Here is a 15,913-nt window from a genome sequence, read left to right as displayed (position 1 = left end):
GAAACTTTTATCCGAAGCGGCCGATCGCGCCGTACTGCGCGGGCCGCCGGTCGCGGAACATACCCCAATCGCGGCGGAACGCGCGCACCGCATCCAGATCGAAGGTGTGCGTCAGAATGGCCGCATCATCGCGCGGAGCCTGCTCGACGATCTGGCCGGTCTCATCCGCGATGAAGGAAGAGCCGTAAAACGTCAGCGAGGAGGACTGCTGCTGGTTATCCACCGAAGGCGTCACCGTTTCCGTGCCGATGCGGTTGGCCGCGATCACGGGCGTCAGATTGGCCGCCGCGTGGCCCTGCATGCAGCGCTGCCAATGCGGCATGGAATCGCAGTCCAAAATCGGCTCCGAACCGATGGCGGTCGGATAAAGCAGCAGCTCCGCGCCCATAAGCGCCATGCTGCGCGCGGCCTCCGGGAACCACTGATCCCAGCAAATGCCCACGCCGATCTTGGCATACGCCGTGTCCCACACGCGGAAGCCGGTATCGCCGGGGGTGAAATAAAACTTTTCCTGATAAAAATGGTCGTCCGGGATATGCGTTTTGCGGTATTGGCCCAAGATCGTGCCGTCCGCGTCGATCACGGCGACGGTGTTGAAAAACGTGTTGCCCACGCGCTCGTAATAGCTCACCGGCAGCACGACGTGGAAATCGCGCGCCACCTCGGTCAGGCGCATCACGGCGAGGTTTTCCTCCATCGGCGTGGCCAGCTTGTAATTTTCGTAATTCCGCTCCTGACAAAAGTACCAATTTTCAAACAACTCGGGCAGCAGAATGATCTGCGCGCCCAGCGCGGCGGCTTCCTCCACGCGCGGTGCGGCCTCTTCGAGGCCGTGGGTGATCTGGATCGCCGCTACGGTTACCTTGCTCATATGATCTAAAACTCCTTCTTATGGTTTGGCCGCGGATGCGCGGCACGAATCGTTTAAACACCATAGCAAAAAACGGGCTCCCGCTTTCGCGCCGCATCAAACGGCTTTGAGCCGGTCACACCGCCGGTATTTGCTGCGTGATGCAATGGATATTGCCGCCGCCGATCAGGATATCCCGCGTGGGGATGGAAACGATCTCGCGCGTGGGAAAAAGGCCCTGCAAAATGCGCGCGGCTTCCGCGTCCGCCGGGTCGTCGAACGCGGGCATGACGACCGCGCCGTTCGCAATATAAAAATTGACGTAGCTTGCCGCAAGGCGCTCGCCCGGCACGCGGGTCGGCTCGCCCTCGCAGAAATCAAGGCCGCCGCATTCCTCTTCCGTGATGGTAACGGGCCGGGGCAGCGGCAACTTGTGCACACGGATGGCCCGCCCCTTCGCGTCCCGCTCGTCCGCGAGCGTTTGCAGGCAGGCGTTCGACAGCGCGAACTGCGGGTCGCTCTCGTCGTCCGTCCAAGCAAGCACGACCTCACCGGGCGCGGTGAACGCGCAGATGTTGTCCACGTGCTCGTCCGTTTCGTCGCGGTAAATACCGCGCGGCAGCCAAATCACCTTTTGCACATTCAAATAATCGCATAGGGTGCGCGCGATTTCGTCCTTCGTCATATCGGGGTTGCGGTTGGGGTTTAAAAGGCACGCCCCGGTGACCAGCGCGGTGCCCTGCCCGTCCACATGGATCGAGCCGCCCTCCAAAATAAACGCGCGCTTATCATAGCAGTCGTCGCCGTACAGGTCGCACACCTTGCGGGCGGCGGCGGCATCCCGCAGGCAGTCCGGGTAAAGCCCGCCCCATGCATTGAAGCCCCAGTCGATCCCGCGCCGCGCGCCGCGGCCATTCACCACATAGGTGGGGCCTACGTCGCGCGCCCATGCGTCGTCCGTCGCCGTTTCGATCACGCGCACGTTCGCCGGCAGCGCCAAACGGGCGTTATCATACTGCCGGGGCGAGCACAAAACCGTCACGCGCTCGCTGCGCCCAATGGCGGCGGCAATCTGAACAAACGCGCGTCTGGCCGCGTACGCGCCATACTGCCAGGAATCGCCCCGCTCGGGCCAGATCATCAGGCAGCCTTCGTGCGCTTCCCACTCGGCAGGCATATGAAATCCGTCCCGCGCGGGGACTGTGTGTAAAATTTCCATGTCGCTTTCTCCATTTGCAATTCTTCTTCTCATAGGGTACAACATTTTCGCGGCACTTGCAACGCCCCCGGCCATATGTTACACTAAAGTCACAAATTCTTCAAGGTTTGCACAGGAGGCTCCTTCATGTTTTATACGCCACAGTTCTTTTACTCGCCCCTTGCCGTATTGCTGCCGCTGCTCGGTCTGATTGTCGTTCTAGCGTGCGGGCTGGCGCTTTATTTTCTGTTTGTTCGCAAAACGCCGGAAAAGCCGCTTTCCCACGCGCTCGCTTGGCTGCATGACGCGCTCAATTTCCGCACGCTGTTTACGGAAAAGCTGCTGCGCGTTTTATACTGCATCGCCGTTTGCGCGCTCATCCTAGGCAGTGTGGACATGCTGTTCACCAACTTCATCGGCGCTGTTTTGCTGTTTGTGATCGGCAACGTCGCGGCGCGCATCGTATTTGAGTTCGCGCTGCTGCTGCTCATTTTGTGCCGCAACACGCAGGAGATCAACCGAAAAATGGGCCCCCTGCCCGCCGAACCGCAACCCACCCAGCCGCCCGTTCAGCCCGTGCAGCCGCCCGTTCAACCCACGCAAACGGAAGACCGCACCACGCTTTAAACTTAACCGCCCCCGGAAACATTTGTTTCCGGGGGCGGTTTGCTATCTGTCTTTGCCACTGCGCGACCTACTCACGAGAAATAAACACCAGCTCCACTTCACTCGACAGGCTGCCTTCAAAATGAAAGCCGTTCCAGTCGAAAAACGGGAGCTGTTCGGGTCCGTCCAGCTGGTTCTGTAGGATGAACCGCGCCATTGCGCCGCGCGCCATTTTGGCCATGGTAGGCAGGCAGCGCAGCTTGCCCCGGCTGTAAACGAGAAAATTACAGGCGATCAGCCGGTCGCCGGGCCGCAAGAACGCGCGTACCGCGCGGCTGTACTCCTTGGAAGCAAGGTCGATCACCGGCTCGCCCGCCGCAAACAGGTCCTCGTAAAACGTTTTGTCCCAAAATCCGTATAACGATTGCCCGCCGATCTTATGCGCCAGCTCCAGCCGATACGGATGAATCGCATCCAGCGGCCGCAGCGGGCCGTAAAACCCGGAAAGCAAGCGCAAATGCTCCTGCGCGTACTCCAGCTCCCACTTGGACAGGCTGTGCGCGTCCAAGTAGCGGTAAGCCAAGCCGTCAAAGGTCAAGGCCGCAGCCGTGCCTCCCTCGTCCCGCCATTCGGCAAAATCCGCGCAGGCGCGCAGCGCGATGCGCGGGCCCACGCGCAAAACGCTTTCCAGTTCATGCGGCGCGAGCGCGCGCAATTCATCCCACAGCCGCCGCGTAAGTTCCATGTAACGTGGCGCGGCGGTCTTGATATCCGGCCGTTCCGTGGGCCGCATGTTCTTTGCCGGCGATAGCATGGCGATCATATGGTTATCCCTCCGTTATCCTGCCCCTATTATATACGGCGCGGCGGCTTATCGCAAGCGCGCGTATATTGCCAAATCTGCCAAGGCATGATAAAATAAGATATCTACATCCATCACTAGGAGGCGCAGTGCGATGAAACTGCAGGAAAGCGCGGAAAATTATCTTGAAGCAATATATGTACTGTGCCAGGAAAAGGGCTCGGTTCGATCGATCGACGTGGCCCACTATATGGGCTTTTCCAAGCCGAGCATCAGCCGTGCCGTCGGCCTGCTGCGTGATAACGGCTTTGTCGCCATCGACCAGAACGGTCTGCTCGCCCTGACCGAAGCCGGGCTGAAAACCGCGCAGTCGGTTTATGAGCGCCACACCGTGCTGACCGACTGGCTGGTCTCCATCGGCGTCAAACGCGAGACCGCCGCGCAGGACGCTTGCCGTATCGAGCATGTGATCAGCCGCGAAAGCTTTGAAAAGCTGAAAGAGCACCTGCGGGAACACCACAATACGTAACGCCATCCCGCCCGGCCGCATGGCTGGGCGGGATTTTCCGAAAGGAGCATAAAATGCCGCGCACCTTGGAGCGCCTGCCGAATGGGCTTGTCCTTTGGCAGGACGACGCTTATTTTAAACTGGGGCAGGACAGCGTGCTGCTCGCCGCCTTCGCCCGGGTCCGCCCGCGCGACCGGGTGCTCGATCTGGGCTGCGGAACGGGGGCGCTCAGCCTGCTTGTTTACCGGCCCGGTCTTCAAATCACCGGTCTTGAGCTGCAAGAGGGCCCGCTTTCCCTTTTTCGCACTTCTATCGTGGAAAATGATGTTCCCATCTCCACTTTACAGGGTGATATGCGGAATATTCGTCAGCTTATCCCCCACGGCAGTGCCGACCACGTGATCTGCAATCCGCCCTATTTCGCGTCTGCCGCGGGCAAGTCCGCCGCTTCTCCAGCCCACGCCGCCGCCCGGCAGGACGCCGCCTGTACCGCGCGGGACGTAGCGTCCGCCGCCTCCTTCGCGTTGCACACCGGCGGACGGCTCAGCATCGTCTTTCGGCCCGAGCGGCTTTGGGTGCTGCTCCCCGCCCTGCACGAAGCAGGACTTACGCCCAAGCGGCTGCGCTTTGTCCACCAAAACGCCGGCGCGCCGCCCTCCGCCGCGTTGGTCGAATGCCGCAAGGGCGGCAGCGCGGAAGGGCTCGCCGTCGAGCCGCCGCTTCTCGTGGCGAGCGAAGAGTATCAACAGATATACGGAAAATAATATTTAAAGGATATACTACAATGAGTAATGGAACGCTTTATCTGGTCGCTACGCCGATCGGCAATTTGGGCGACCTTTCGCCCCGTGCGCGCGAGGTGCTCTCCTCGGTCGATTTTCTCGCGGCGGAGGACACGCGCGTCACACACAAGCTGCTCACCGCCCTCTCCCTGCCGCGCAAGCCGATGATCTCCTATTACGAGCACAACCGCCGCGCGCGCGGCGAAGAGGTGTTGGAACGGATGCTCGCGGGCGAAGACTGCGCCCTTGTGACCGACGCGGGCACGCCCGCCGTTTCCGATCCGGGCGAAGATCTGGTCGCCCTGTGTGCGGAACACGGCGTGGCCGTTATCCCCGTGCCGGGCGCGTGCGCCGCGGTGTGCGCGCTCGCCGCCAGCGGGCTGCCCACCGGCCGCTGGTGCTTCGAGGGCTTTCTTTCCGTCAATAAAAAGGCGCGACGCGAACATCTGGACGCGCTCGCGGGCGAAACGCGCACCATGATCTTTTACGAAGCGCCGCACAAGCTGCGCCAAACGCTGAACGACCTTGCCGCCGCTTTTGGCGCCGAGCGCCGCCTATCGTTCTCGCGCGAGCTGACCAAGCTGCACGAAGAGACGCTGCGCATGACGCTGGGCGAGGCTATCGCTCATTTTGAGCAAACGCCGCCGCGCGGCGAGTTCGTCCTCATTTTAGAAGGCGCGCCGCCCCAAACGCCGACGGAACAGAGCGAGACCGAACGCCTTTCCGCCGCCGCCACCGAGGTGCGCCGCCTGATCGAGGCGGGCGAAACCCAGAAGGACGCGGTAAAGACCGTTTCCGCCGCCTCGGGCGTCAAGAAAAACGCGCTGTACCAGTATGTTTTAGCCCTTGCGGACGATTTAGACACCTAAAACACGTCCCCTGTTCACACAACGGACAAAAAGCCGGTCTATACTAAAGGCATATTAGGATGGAGGTATCGGACATGTCCACCATATTGATTGCAGACGACGAGGCGCGCATCCGCCGTCTGGTCAGCGATTTTCTCAAACGGGATGGGCACACCATCATGGAGGCGGGCGACGGGCGCGAAGCGCTCAACCTGCTGGAAAACCGCCGCGCCGGTATCGATCTGGCCATTTTAGATGTTATGATGCCCGGCATGGATGGTTTTTCCGTGCTGCACGAACTGCGGCGGCAAGAGGAGGAAAACACCCACCTGCCCGTGATGATGCTGACCGCGCGCGCCGAGGACGCAGATCAGGTACGCGGACTGGAGGACGGCGCGGACGATTACGTGACCAAGCCGTTTTCCCCGGTCGTGCTGGCCGCCCGCGTGCGCGCGCTGCTCAAGCGCGAAGGACGGGGCGCCGCGCCCGTGGCCGAGCTGGGCGCGCTGTCGATTAACGAGCTGCGGCGCGAGGTGCGCGTAAGTGGCGCGGCGGTCGAGCTTACGCCCAAGGAGTACGAACTGCTGATTTATTTTAAAAATAACCGTGCGATCGCGCTTTCTAGGGAAAGTATCCTCAACGCCGTTTGGGGCTATGACTATTTCGGCGACCTGCGCACCGTGGATACCCATGTGAAAAAGCTGCGCGCCAAGCTGGGCGACTGCGGCGCCATGATCGAGACCGTGCGCGGCTACGGCTACCGGCTTGAGGCCTGACGGATGAAACGCCATTCGATCAAATTTAAGTTTTTCGTTGCGATCAGCGCGGTTGCGCTGGTCTTTATCGGCGTGCTTTTGCTATTAAACCTGTTTTTCTATGACGATTACTACCTCATGACCCGCAAGACCGAGCTGCGCGACACCTACCAGACGATCACCAAAAGCTACGACGGCGATCTGGAAACGACCGCCTCCACGCTTGACGCGCTGGAAAGCAAAAGCGCCATCCGGTTCGCATTGGTCGACCGCAGCGGCTCATTGCTCTACGCCTCGTTTTTTTCTTTTGATCAGGACCGGAAGACCACGCCCAACTTTCCGCCGAACGACGACTTTTCCGGCCCGCCCTTTACCGGCGGCCTTCCGGATTTCGGCGACCAACGCATGCGCGGCGCGGCGATCGTGTTCGCCGTACTCAGCAGCACCGACTTGAGCGCCGTTTCACCCAACAAACTGCTCACCGTATCTCTGCACGGCAACGAACAGTACCTCTGTCTGGTCGGCGAATTGGACGATCATTACCTGATCGCCTACATGCCCTATGCCTATATCGAGCAAAACTCCACCTTCAATCTGCTTTTTCTGCTGATAGCGGGCGGCTGCGCGCTGGTCATCTGTCTGGTTTGCGGCTATGTCATCTCCCGCGCCTTCACCAAACCGCTGATCCAAATGGGTACCGTGGCCAACAGCATGGCGCGCTTTGATTTTTCCAAAAAGTACGAGGGCGGTGAATCGGACGAGATCGGGCAGCTGGGCGATTCGCTCAACCGCTTGTCCGCTTATCTGGAACAGGCCATCGGCGAATTGCAGCAATCCAACACGCAGCTCGCGCAGGAGATTCGCGAAAAGGAACGCATCGACAACATGCGGCGCGAGTTTATCGTCAACGTTTCACATGAGCTAAAAACGCCGATCGCGCTGATTCAAGGCTATGCCGAGGGCCTGACCGCCGGCGTGGCCGATGACCCGGAGGACCGCAAGTTTTACTGCGACACCATCGCGGACGAAGCCGATCACATGAACAAGCTGGTTATGCAGCTGCTGAGCCTTTCCAAGCTGGAACTGGGCGCAGAGCAGACCTATTTGGAGGACGTGGACCTGCACGCCCTGTGCGACGAGGCGGTACGCAAAACCGCCGTGCTCTGCGAAAGCCGCGGGCTGAGCGTCGGCTATGCAAACACCGCGCTTACCGTGCATACCGACAGCGGCCTGCTGGAGCAGGTGCTGATGAACTACCTGTCCAACGCGATCCGCTATACGCGGGACGGCGGACACATCGAGCTTTCCGCCGTGGAAACGGAAACCGGCGTACGCCTTTCCGTGTTCAACGAAGGCGACGGTCTGCCCGAGGAGGAGCTCGATAAGATCTGGGAGAAATTCTACCGCACCGACCGCGCCCGCACCCGCGAGGCGGGCGGTACCGGCATCGGCCTGTCTCTCGTCCGCGCGATCGCGGATACTCTGCACGGTTGCTGCGGCGCCTGCAACGCCCCCGGCGGCATTGAATTTTGGTTTGAAATACCCGCCGGAACTGCCTCCACGGAAAACCTTTGAATTTGTCGAACATAATTTCAAGTTAACGCTTGACAAAGCCCAATACAAATGGTATAGTATATAAGCACCTCAAATGAGGCGCCTATATCGCGGGGTGGAGCAGTTCGGTAGCTCGTCGGGCTCATAACCCGAAGGTCGTGGGTTCAAATCCCTCCCCCGCAACCACTTTTCGCTACGACGGAGTTTAGTGTTGAAATAACGCTGAATTCCGTCGTAGCTTTTTCCTTGTCTTTTTTCACCTCGATGCGCTCGATCAGCAGGCGCACCGCTGTCTCGTCCGGCGCTTCGCGGATGCCGTTCAGCCATGCAATGATCTGCTCGGTCGTGTAGTCGCGCGGCGGCTCGCTGTCCGACAGCGCTTCGATTTCCTGCTTCAGCACGGCGATTTTCTCGCCGATCTGCCCGACCACCTCGGGCGGCAATTTGCCGGACGCCAGATTATCCACCAGCGCGTCAATCTGCTTTTGTTTTTCGGCGGTCTGGCGCTTTACAACTGCATTATGTTCTTTCACCCGGTCCTTCTCAGTGCGTATGTACTGACGAAGGGCCTTTTCTATTTCCCGCTGTACCTCGTCGGTCAGTAGTTCGCGCAGATACATTTTCGCGGCTTCGTCCACAAGCTCGGCGCGCACAGAACCGAAGCCGCACTTGCTGGAACAAGTGTATATAGAATAAGCGTGCCCATTTTTGCGCGGTGTGCTCGCGTGCATCTTTGCCCCGCAGTTACCACAGTACACAATGCGGCTGCACAGATACTCGCCCTTTGCGCCGGTGCGCCTGCGGCTATGCATGATCTCTTGCACCTTGTCGAAAACCTCCTTGCTGATGATGTCGGGCATCCCGCCCTCAACCCGAATTGCGTTGGGCTTGGTGCGCCGGTCGGCGCGTTTTTCTTCCTCATGCGGCGTGTATAGGTATACGCCCGTGTAGCGTTCATTTTTCAATATTTCATAGACCTGCGTATAGCGCATAACCGCGCCCCGCTTACCGCGCATACCGGCGGCCTCCATTTCGGCGAGCAGATCGGTATAGCCGATGCCGTCAAGCGCGCACTGGTACATGCGACGGACATAGGCGGCTTCGAGCTCATTTACAACATAGTGCTGTTCGACTACGTCATACCCAAATGGCGGCGTACCGCCCGTGTGAAGCGCCTTGTGAGCCGTCTCTACAAGGCCCTTGGTGGTTTCGCTCGCTAAATTATCTATGTAATATTCCGACAACGCCCACATCATGGTGCGCATAATCTTAGCTTCCTTGCTGTCGCCGAAATCCTGATCGACGGCGATCAGACGCACACCGCATTCTTTTAACTTGAGTTCGAGATTGACATGCTCTCCGACGTTGCGAGCGACACGGTCATACTTATGTATCAAAATCGTAGCAAATGCGCCCTTTTTCGCATCGCGAAGCATTTTCTGATACTCCGCGCGGCTCGCAGTCTTTGAACCCTTACCACTGATCGCTTCGTCAGCATAGACCGTTCCGACAGCAAGACCTTTTCGCGCGGCGTAATCACGGCAAGCACGTATTTGGGCGTCGATGCTGGCTTCCGTCTGCTTATCGCTCGAATAGCGAGCGTATATAACAGCCTTTTCCACAGGTGCACCTCCTTACCTTATATGTCACTTATTTAATAACTCATTGCGGCGCCGCTCATACTCCAAATCGGCGACGGCTGCGATCATTTTCCGCCCGGCATCGTCCGTACCACGGAAGCAGTCAAGCAGGTGCTGTTCTTGCTCCGATAGGCGTGAATTTTCCGTATCCGACAACTGTCGCTCCGGCTTTACTCTGCCCATCAGCTCGTCTTCGCTGACGCCAAAAATCTCGGCAAGCTGCGCCTGACGTGCGGGACGCGGGGCGGTTCTTCCGCTTTCCCACTGGGAAACGGCCGTTTGCGTGACCTCGTCGCCGAGCAGATCAGCAAGCTTTTGTTGAGAATAACCAAAAATTTTGCGCAATTCTTTTATTCTATTCATAAAACCGAACTCCAATCGCCTGTTTTTCTTATCATAACAGCAAAATATTAGTTTGTCAATATTTTATAATGTACTTTTAACTATTTTTTCTCTACCCCTTGATTAATATGAGTTTATAGCTTATAATATTCTCATAAGGCAGCAACTGCCAAATTTTATAGGAGGTACATTTTGTAGAAGCTGTAACATCCGTTACGATCATCGCGCAGGCGGCACATGCCCCTGTGCTCACAGGACGAGTGACACAAGCGATAAGCGCCGACGACATCGCGCGCATGCTGCTGACGCAGTTCACGCTTGACGTTCCGCTCCATTCTGATACTGACCACGGCCACAGCGCCGTCACCACCGCCCCAACATCGGGCACGCAGGTTACAAACTTATAATAATACACGGAGGTATAAACATTTATGAAACTGAAAGTAAATAATCAGAGATTTTCTCTTGTTCAAGTAGCAGGAGATAATAAAGTGATTTTGGTCGGCGCGATAGCCGATCGGGCATACAAGGACGGAAAAGTGACCGACGAAGTCGTCGGCACCAAGTACCAACTGGTATGCCCAGCCGCAAAATATGCGGATTTTTATGTGAAAGTGCCTGAGCCGCAAAAGATCACCGCCGAGGAGATCGAAGCGGCGACGGCACCTATTGAAGTCACACTGCCGGGCTTCGTCGGCCGCTTTTACCGGCTGGACGGCGCCAGCGACTACGATTTCACGGCTCGCGCCGATGATATCGTAATCGTCGTCCCCAAGGGCAAGGAGAAAGGGGCAGACGCATGAAAAATTTGAAAGATAGAATCGGCAACGCCAACTCGATCACGCTGGCGTTCGCCGCTGTACTTGTGGTGGCTATTCTGGCCTTTGCCTATATCACCAAAACGGCTGCTTTAATTCTGCTGGCGGCTCTCGCCATCGGTGCTCTGCCGATTGCATCAGCGCCAACACCAGCCGAAGTGGCTGACGCGGCGGGCGTGTTTCTTGAGCGTGCGTGCACTGCGCTGAAAGGCCGGCTTGCCGTCTTTCGTGACCTGCACTTTGACACCGTACCTGTCGAAGGCGGCGGTACACAAAACTTCCCGCGCTGGGAGTGGCATATCACCTACCCCTGCGGCGTCCCGGTCGTGCGGCTCGGTCTGCTGCGGCTCAGCCAAACCGCGCTCGCGCCCGACACACTGACACAGGAACGGCGCGTCCTGCAAGACCTGCTTTCCGACAATTTACGGCGGGGACAAATTCCGCTCGCGTACCGTTCCGCTTTCCGCGACGGGACGCCGACGCTCTACCTGCTGGAGATCAAAGAGGAAGGTGCCTATATCGTCTTTGACTTTGTCTGGATCGCCGACAAAAAGGCCGCTGACTTTGTCCACCGTTTCGACCTGCCGCCAACCGGCGGCAACGTCGACGATCAAGATTTTTAGTGGGCATCCCGTTTCTGCTGGACGCCGACCTGCTAGCGCGCGGCGTCAGGGCCTATTTGCCGATAGCCCTTGACGCTCACCCGCACCTGCTCTGCGTGGGTTCGACCGGCACAGGTAAGACCTACGCGCTCGCGCTTCTGCTCGGCAAACTCGCCAAGTACGAAGCGGGTATGCGCCTTGTGGTCTGCGACTTCAAAAAGTCCGGCTTCGACTGGCTCGACGGTCATGACGGTTTCTACGGTTACACCGACGTGCTTGACGGCATCGACGAAGTCTACGACGAGTTCACCGCACGGCTGGAAGCAAACGACCCCGCGCGCAATTCGCGCAAAATCGCGCTGCTGATAGACGAGTACGGCGCGCTCGTGTCCTCGCTGGACAAGAAACCCGCCGACGAGGTCAAGCGTAAAATCGGCAATATATTGCTCATGGGGCGTTCGCTCGGTATCCACCTAATTGTCGGCATACAGCGCGCCGACGCTGAATTTTTCCGTGCTGGCGCACGCGATCAGTTCGGCGCGGTGCTGATGCTCGGCAACTTGTCCAAGGAGCAAAAGCTGATGCTTGCGCCCGACTACCGCGACCAGATGACCGCCGTCAACGCGCGCGGTCAGGGTTACCTACTGCTCGACGGCCAAGGCCTGTACCGGGTACAAGTCCCCCACGTCGCCGACACCGACCGACTGCACAGAATGATACAAAACCGCCTTGCTTTTCCTCACCCGCCGCCCGACGGCGCGGGCGAAGCGTAAGCGACGGCGGGGCGGCTGCGGGGAGGGCTTGCCCTCCCCGCTTTTTGCAAGGGCAAGTATTACCCCTTGCACACTTCTGTCGCAAGCCGCAATGCAAAATTTACATTGAAATGGAGGGGTTCCATGAGCGACACACAATGCCGCAAGTGGCAACTGACAATAAACCATCCTCAAGAAAAAGGGTTTACACACGAAAAGATTTCTACGGAGCTACAAGCCCTGAAACCAATCGTATATTACTGCATGGCCGACGAGATCGGCCAAACCTACCACACCCACATTTTCGCGGCCTTTTCCAGTTCGGTACGCTTTTCCACGCTGAAAGCGCGCTTTCCCGAAGCGCATCTCGAAGCGGCGCGCGGCACACCCGCCCAAAACCGCGACTACATAGCCAAGTCAGGCAAGTGGGAAAACGACACCAAGCACGGCACACGCATACCCGGCACTTTTGAGGAATGGGGCGAAATCCCAGAGGAACAGCCGGGGCGGCGCACCGACTTGGCCGACCTCTATGAGATGATAAAGAGCGGCGCAACGGATATCGAGCTTCTCGAAGCCTTTCCCAAGGCTATGCTGTATCTCGACAAAATCGAGCGCGTGCGGCAAACCCTCAAGGCTGAGCGGTATGCAACCGAATTCCGCCCGCTCGAAGTGACTTACCTGTGGGGGCCTACCGGCACCGGCAAAACGCGAAGCGTCATGGAAAAGTACGGTTACGACCGCGTTTGCCGCGTCACCGACTATGACCACCCTTTCGAGCGATACGCGGGCGAAGACGTGCTGGTATTCGATGAATTTCGCTCACAACTGCGTATTTCAGATATGCTTAATTATTTAGATGGCTACCCTTTGATGCTTCCATGCCGTTATGCCAACAAACAGGCATGCTATACCAAAGTCTACTTGATTTCCAACGTCGCACTCGAAAGCCAGTACCGCAACATCCAGTACGACGAGCCCGCCACATGGCAAGCGTTCACGCGGCGCATCCACCGCGTGGAATATCTCACCGCGCCTGCCGACCACGATTTTATCGAATTGACTGACACGGACACACTCTGTCCATTTTGAACAACAGCAAAGCGGCTGTCTTTTCGAAGACAGCCGCTTTTACTCTTCAAACAACTTTGCGATAGGTATATCAAGTTCAGACGCAATCGCGTAAATAGTTTTGAGCGACGCACTTTTGCAAATATTCGGTGCTTCGATCATGCCGATATACGATGTGGATACACCCACACGCTCGGCCAAATCTTCTTGGCTCAACCCGCGCTTTTTGCGGTAATAGCTAATCTTCAGCCCCATATCCAATATGAGATTGCGGTAGCCGTAATCATTGCGCATTATATCACCCACTGTCAGCATACCGCACCGAATAGTCAATTGTTATTGTCTATATTTAATTTTTATTTACTATATGTTAATAAAATTATTGTCGAACCGTGAAACTCCTGCTATACTTTAGGTAACTTCAACAAATAAGGAGTGGGTAAATTTGAAAATTTTGAAACGTGCGGGGGCATGGCTGCTGGCGGCGGCGCTGACGGTGGGAATGGCACCAAGCGCAGGAGCGTATAGTACCGGTGTAGCTGGCAAGGCTACCGTGGTTAGCTGCGGCCTGCCAACCGGTATTATTTCAGCCGACAACACACTTTGGATGTGGGGCTATCGCGGGATGAACATTTTGAATTTAAGCCAATACGAGTGGCACACAGACGAATGGGCAATATATACGCCGCTTCAGATTATGGATAATGTGTCGTCTATTGCTGTGGGTGTCAACAACGGTGTTGCTACGGTAATCAAAACAGACGGTTCCCTTTGGATGTGGGAACAAAGCGAATCTTTTTATGGCCCTAAAGAGCGCGCCCCATCGCGCAAGGTCATGGATGATGTTGCTGCTGCTTCCGCTGGACTGAATCACACCGGCGCGATCAAAACGGATGGTTCGCTTTGGATGTGGGGGCAGAATTCCAGTGGTCAAATAGGGAACGGAACTAATGTGAAGCAAGATACGCCTGTCAAAATCATGGATAATGTGGCTGCTGTTTCTCTGGGTAGTAGTCACTCTGCCGCCATCAAAACGGACGGTTCGCTTTGGATGTGGGGGTGGAATGCCTCTGGTCAGGTAGGAAACGGTGCCACCGCGAATCAACTTACGCCGGTTAAAATCATGGACAATGTGGGAAAAGTTTCTTTGAGTCATAATACTTCTGCTGCAATCAAAACGGACGGTTCGCTTTGGATGTGGGGCGGTACCATAGTTGCACCAACCAAGCTTATGGATAACGCAGCTGATATTTCCTTTGGCGACTATCATGCCGCCGTCATGAAAACCGACGGTTCACTTTGGACGTGGGGAGATAATTCCTATGGCCAAATAGGAAACGGAACCCTCAAGGATGCAACTGCGCCGATCAAGATCATGGAAGATGTTTCAATAGTTGCCGCAGGTATCGAGCACAATGTTGCTATTAAAACCGACGGCACAGTATGGGTTTGGGGTGATAATCATTTAGGGGAATTAGGGCTCGGCAAAAATGCGGGAAACAGCACCCGCAACGAAAAATACAACTGTCAAAACGTCCCGGTTCAGCTCAACGGATTGAAATTCACCCTGCCTGAGGTCAGCCGTCCGTGCACCGTCACCCTAAACCTAGCGGGCGGCACAGGTGCGACCTCAGTGAAATGCGATAAGGGCGCGCCCCTTACCCCGCCGAACAATCCCACGCGTGAAGGTTACTACTTCGCAGGCTGGTACGTGGACAGCGCCTGCACCAAGCCGTGGAATTTTGACGCGGACAAGGTGACGGACAGCATCACCCTGTACGCCAAGTGGGAGAAAAAGACCACCGCGACCGTAATCGCCGAGCCGTCCACCCAGAAGACCGTGATCGACGGTAAGGCAATGACGTTCAACACCTACATTCTGCGCGACGCAGCGGGTAACGCCGTCAACTTTGTCAAGCTGCGCGACGTGGCCTATGTGCTGGACGGCACGGCGGCGCAGTTCAACGTCGATTGGCGCAATAACGCCATCCGGCTCGACGCCAAGCAGCCCTATACTACAAAAAACGGTGCGGAAATGACTGTACCCTCCGTTGTTTCCGCCCCGGCCAAGACCAGCGAAACGCCGGTGCTGACCGGCGGCGTGACCGCGCCGCTCGAAGCCTTTCTGCTGACTGATCAAAACGGCGGCGGCCACAACTACTTCAAGCTGCGCGACATCGGCAAGGTGGCGGGCTTCAATGTCACATGGGATAACGCGGCGCAGTCCATCGTGATCACCACCACCGAACCGTATGCCGGATAAACACACCAAAAGGTGGGGCTTACCCCGCCTTTTGATACTGAAACCCAAATAGTATCGCAGGGAAAAGCTGCCGCGCTCCCCCGCAACCATATTGAAAGGCCGGTTTCTTACGAAACCGGCCTTTCAGACTGTCAAAGAACCACAGTTTTCAGAAGGCGAAAACTGTGGTTTTTGGCATGAAAGCGTGAAAAATTTGAATAATATTGAAAAAGCGAGGACTATTCCAAGCCCATATTGCTAACTTTTTGAGATTCATTGTAGCATACTTAAGCCTCACCCAGTTCGTAACTCGGGCCAGACCTCTATGTTGTGTATAACGCATCGCGTGCTTCTCCTTGGAGTCGGCAAACACACGCTCTATTGTTTCTTTTCGCTTCCCATAGATCTCTTTGCCGCGTTCTGTCTTTCGCAGCTGCTCAACCAAATCTAAATATTCCTGCCAGATATGCCGCGTCATAAGTTTCTGACCCTTTTCGCTAGCTCCACATCTGCATTTGTTAGGGCAGTTTACACAGACTTTCG

The 15,913-nt window shown here is 56.9% G+C and carries 18 protein-coding genes and 1 tRNA gene; 12 read left to right on the top strand and 7 right to left on the bottom strand.

Translation table 11 applies throughout. The features are described 5' to 3' along the window. Positions 1–7: 7 nt before the first annotated feature. Positions 8–871: an N-carbamoylputrescine amidase gene (gene aguB / locus NE562_RS09970; RefSeq protein ID WP_280962268.1), complete on the bottom strand. Its 864-nt coding sequence runs from the start codon at positions 869–871 to the stop codon at positions 8–10. 115 nt (positions 872–986) lie between these two features. Continuing rightward, complete coding sequence (aguA, locus tag NE562_RS09965; protein ID WP_280962267.1) at positions 987–2,069, bottom strand: agmatine deiminase; 1,083 nt, start codon at positions 2,067–2,069, stop codon at positions 987–989. Positions 2,070–2,195: 126 nt separating this feature from the next. On the opposite strand from aguA, the gene NE562_RS09960 reads away from it, so the two are divergent. Next, positions 2,196–2,675, top strand: coding sequence for a hypothetical protein (locus tag NE562_RS09960; RefSeq protein ID WP_280962266.1), 480 nt, complete (start codon positions 2,196–2,198; stop codon positions 2,673–2,675). A gap of 67 nt (positions 2,676–2,742) precedes the next feature. Here the strand turns inward: NE562_RS09960 and NE562_RS09955 are convergent, their stop codons facing one another. Further along, on the bottom strand, positions 2,743–3,477 hold the full coding sequence (locus NE562_RS09955) for a YaaA family protein (protein ID WP_280962265.1): 735 nt from the start codon (positions 3,475–3,477) through the stop codon (positions 2,743–2,745). Positions 3,478–3,610: 133 nt separating this feature from the next. Between NE562_RS09955 and NE562_RS09950 the strand changes: the two genes are divergently transcribed. From NE562_RS09950 to NE562_RS09925, 6 genes are all read left to right on the top strand, one after another. Continuing rightward, positions 3,611–3,985: a metal-dependent transcriptional regulator gene (locus NE562_RS09950; RefSeq protein ID WP_280962264.1), complete on the top strand. Its 375-nt coding sequence runs from the start codon at positions 3,611–3,613 to the stop codon at positions 3,983–3,985. 53 nt (positions 3,986–4,038) lie between these two features. Further along, positions 4,039–4,728 carry a tRNA1(Val) (adenine(37)-N6)-methyltransferase gene (locus NE562_RS09945; RefSeq protein WP_280962263.1) on the top strand — a complete coding sequence of 230 codons (690 nt, stop codon included), beginning with the start codon at positions 4,039–4,041 and terminating at the stop codon, positions 4,726–4,728. Between the two features lie 20 nt (positions 4,729–4,748). Continuing rightward, positions 4,749–5,615: a 16S rRNA (cytidine(1402)-2'-O)-methyltransferase gene (gene rsmI / locus NE562_RS09940; RefSeq protein ID WP_280962262.1), complete on the top strand. Its 867-nt coding sequence runs from the start codon at positions 4,749–4,751 to the stop codon at positions 5,613–5,615. Positions 5,616–5,689: 74 nt separating this feature from the next. After that, positions 5,690–6,370, top strand: coding sequence for a response regulator transcription factor (locus tag NE562_RS09935; protein WP_280962261.1), 681 nt, complete (start codon positions 5,690–5,692; stop codon positions 6,368–6,370). Between the two features lie 3 nt (positions 6,371–6,373). Next, positions 6,374–7,924 carry a sensor histidine kinase gene (locus tag NE562_RS09930; protein ID WP_280962260.1) on the top strand — a complete coding sequence of 517 codons (1,551 nt, stop codon included), beginning with the start codon at positions 6,374–6,376 and terminating at the stop codon, positions 7,922–7,924. A gap of 88 nt (positions 7,925–8,012) precedes the next feature. Beyond that, positions 8,013–8,089: transfer RNA gene (locus NE562_RS09925), tRNA-Met, on the top strand. Here the strand turns inward: NE562_RS09925 and NE562_RS17820 are convergent. Beyond that, positions 8,068–9,525 (bottom strand): recombinase family protein, encoded by a 1,458-nt coding sequence (locus tag NE562_RS17820; RefSeq protein ID WP_280962259.1) that lies wholly within the window; start codon positions 9,523–9,525, stop codon positions 8,068–8,070. The genes NE562_RS09925 and NE562_RS17820 overlap by 22 nt on opposite strands. A gap of 24 nt (positions 9,526–9,549) precedes the next feature. Beyond that, complete coding sequence (locus tag NE562_RS09915; RefSeq protein WP_280962258.1) at positions 9,550–9,906, bottom strand: helix-turn-helix domain-containing protein; 357 nt, start codon at positions 9,904–9,906, stop codon at positions 9,550–9,552. Between the two features lie 410 nt (positions 9,907–10,316). Here NE562_RS09915 and NE562_RS09910 point away from each other — a divergent pair, with 410 nt between their 5' ends. The 4 genes from NE562_RS09910 (at position 10,317) to NE562_RS09895 (ending at position 13,149) form a co-directional block, all read left to right on the top strand. After that, complete coding sequence (locus NE562_RS09910) at positions 10,317–10,688, top strand: hypothetical protein (protein WP_280962257.1); 372 nt, start codon at positions 10,317–10,319, stop codon at positions 10,686–10,688. Continuing rightward, positions 10,685–11,326 (top strand): hypothetical protein, encoded by a 642-nt coding sequence (locus NE562_RS09905; RefSeq protein WP_280962256.1) that lies wholly within the window; start codon positions 10,685–10,687, stop codon positions 11,324–11,326. The genes NE562_RS09910 and NE562_RS09905 overlap by 4 nt, the downstream gene beginning before the upstream one ends. Continuing rightward, positions 11,326–12,078, top strand: a complete 753-nt coding sequence (locus NE562_RS09900) for a helicase HerA domain-containing protein (RefSeq protein WP_280962255.1) — start codon at positions 11,326–11,328, stop codon at positions 12,076–12,078. Before NE562_RS09905 ends, NE562_RS09900 begins: the two co-directional genes overlap by 1 nt. A 123-nt stretch (positions 12,079–12,201) precedes the next feature. Continuing rightward, complete coding sequence (locus NE562_RS09895) at positions 12,202–13,149, top strand: replication protein (protein WP_280962254.1); 948 nt, start codon at positions 12,202–12,204, stop codon at positions 13,147–13,149. 39 nt (positions 13,150–13,188) lie between these two features. Here the strand turns inward: NE562_RS09895 and NE562_RS09890 are convergent, their stop codons facing one another. Further along, positions 13,189–13,443, bottom strand: a complete 255-nt coding sequence (locus tag NE562_RS09890) for a helix-turn-helix domain-containing protein (protein ID WP_280962253.1) — start codon at positions 13,441–13,443, stop codon at positions 13,189–13,191. A gap of 130 nt (positions 13,444–13,573) precedes the next feature. On the opposite strand from NE562_RS09890, the gene NE562_RS09885 reads away from it, so the two are divergent. Then, the gene (locus NE562_RS09885; RefSeq protein ID WP_280962252.1) at positions 13,574–15,391 is read left to right on the top strand and encodes an InlB B-repeat-containing protein; all 1,818 of its coding nucleotides are present in this window, start codon (positions 13,574–13,576) and stop codon (positions 15,389–15,391) included. A 148-nt stretch (positions 15,392–15,539) separates the two neighbouring features. On the opposite strand, the gene NE562_RS09880 is transcribed toward NE562_RS09885, so the two are convergent. Then, positions 15,540–15,913, bottom strand: a 374-nt coding sequence (locus NE562_RS09880; protein WP_280962251.1) for a transposase, incomplete at its 5' end; no start/stop codon positions are given.

The sequence above is a fragment of the Butyricicoccus faecihominis genome (assembly GCF_024462775.1).
GTDB lineage: Bacteria > Bacillota > Clostridia > Oscillospirales > Butyricicoccaceae > Agathobaculum > Agathobaculum faecihominis_A.
Note: the sequence above shows the minus strand (reverse complement) of the source record. Positions and strands in the feature narration are given on the sequence as shown.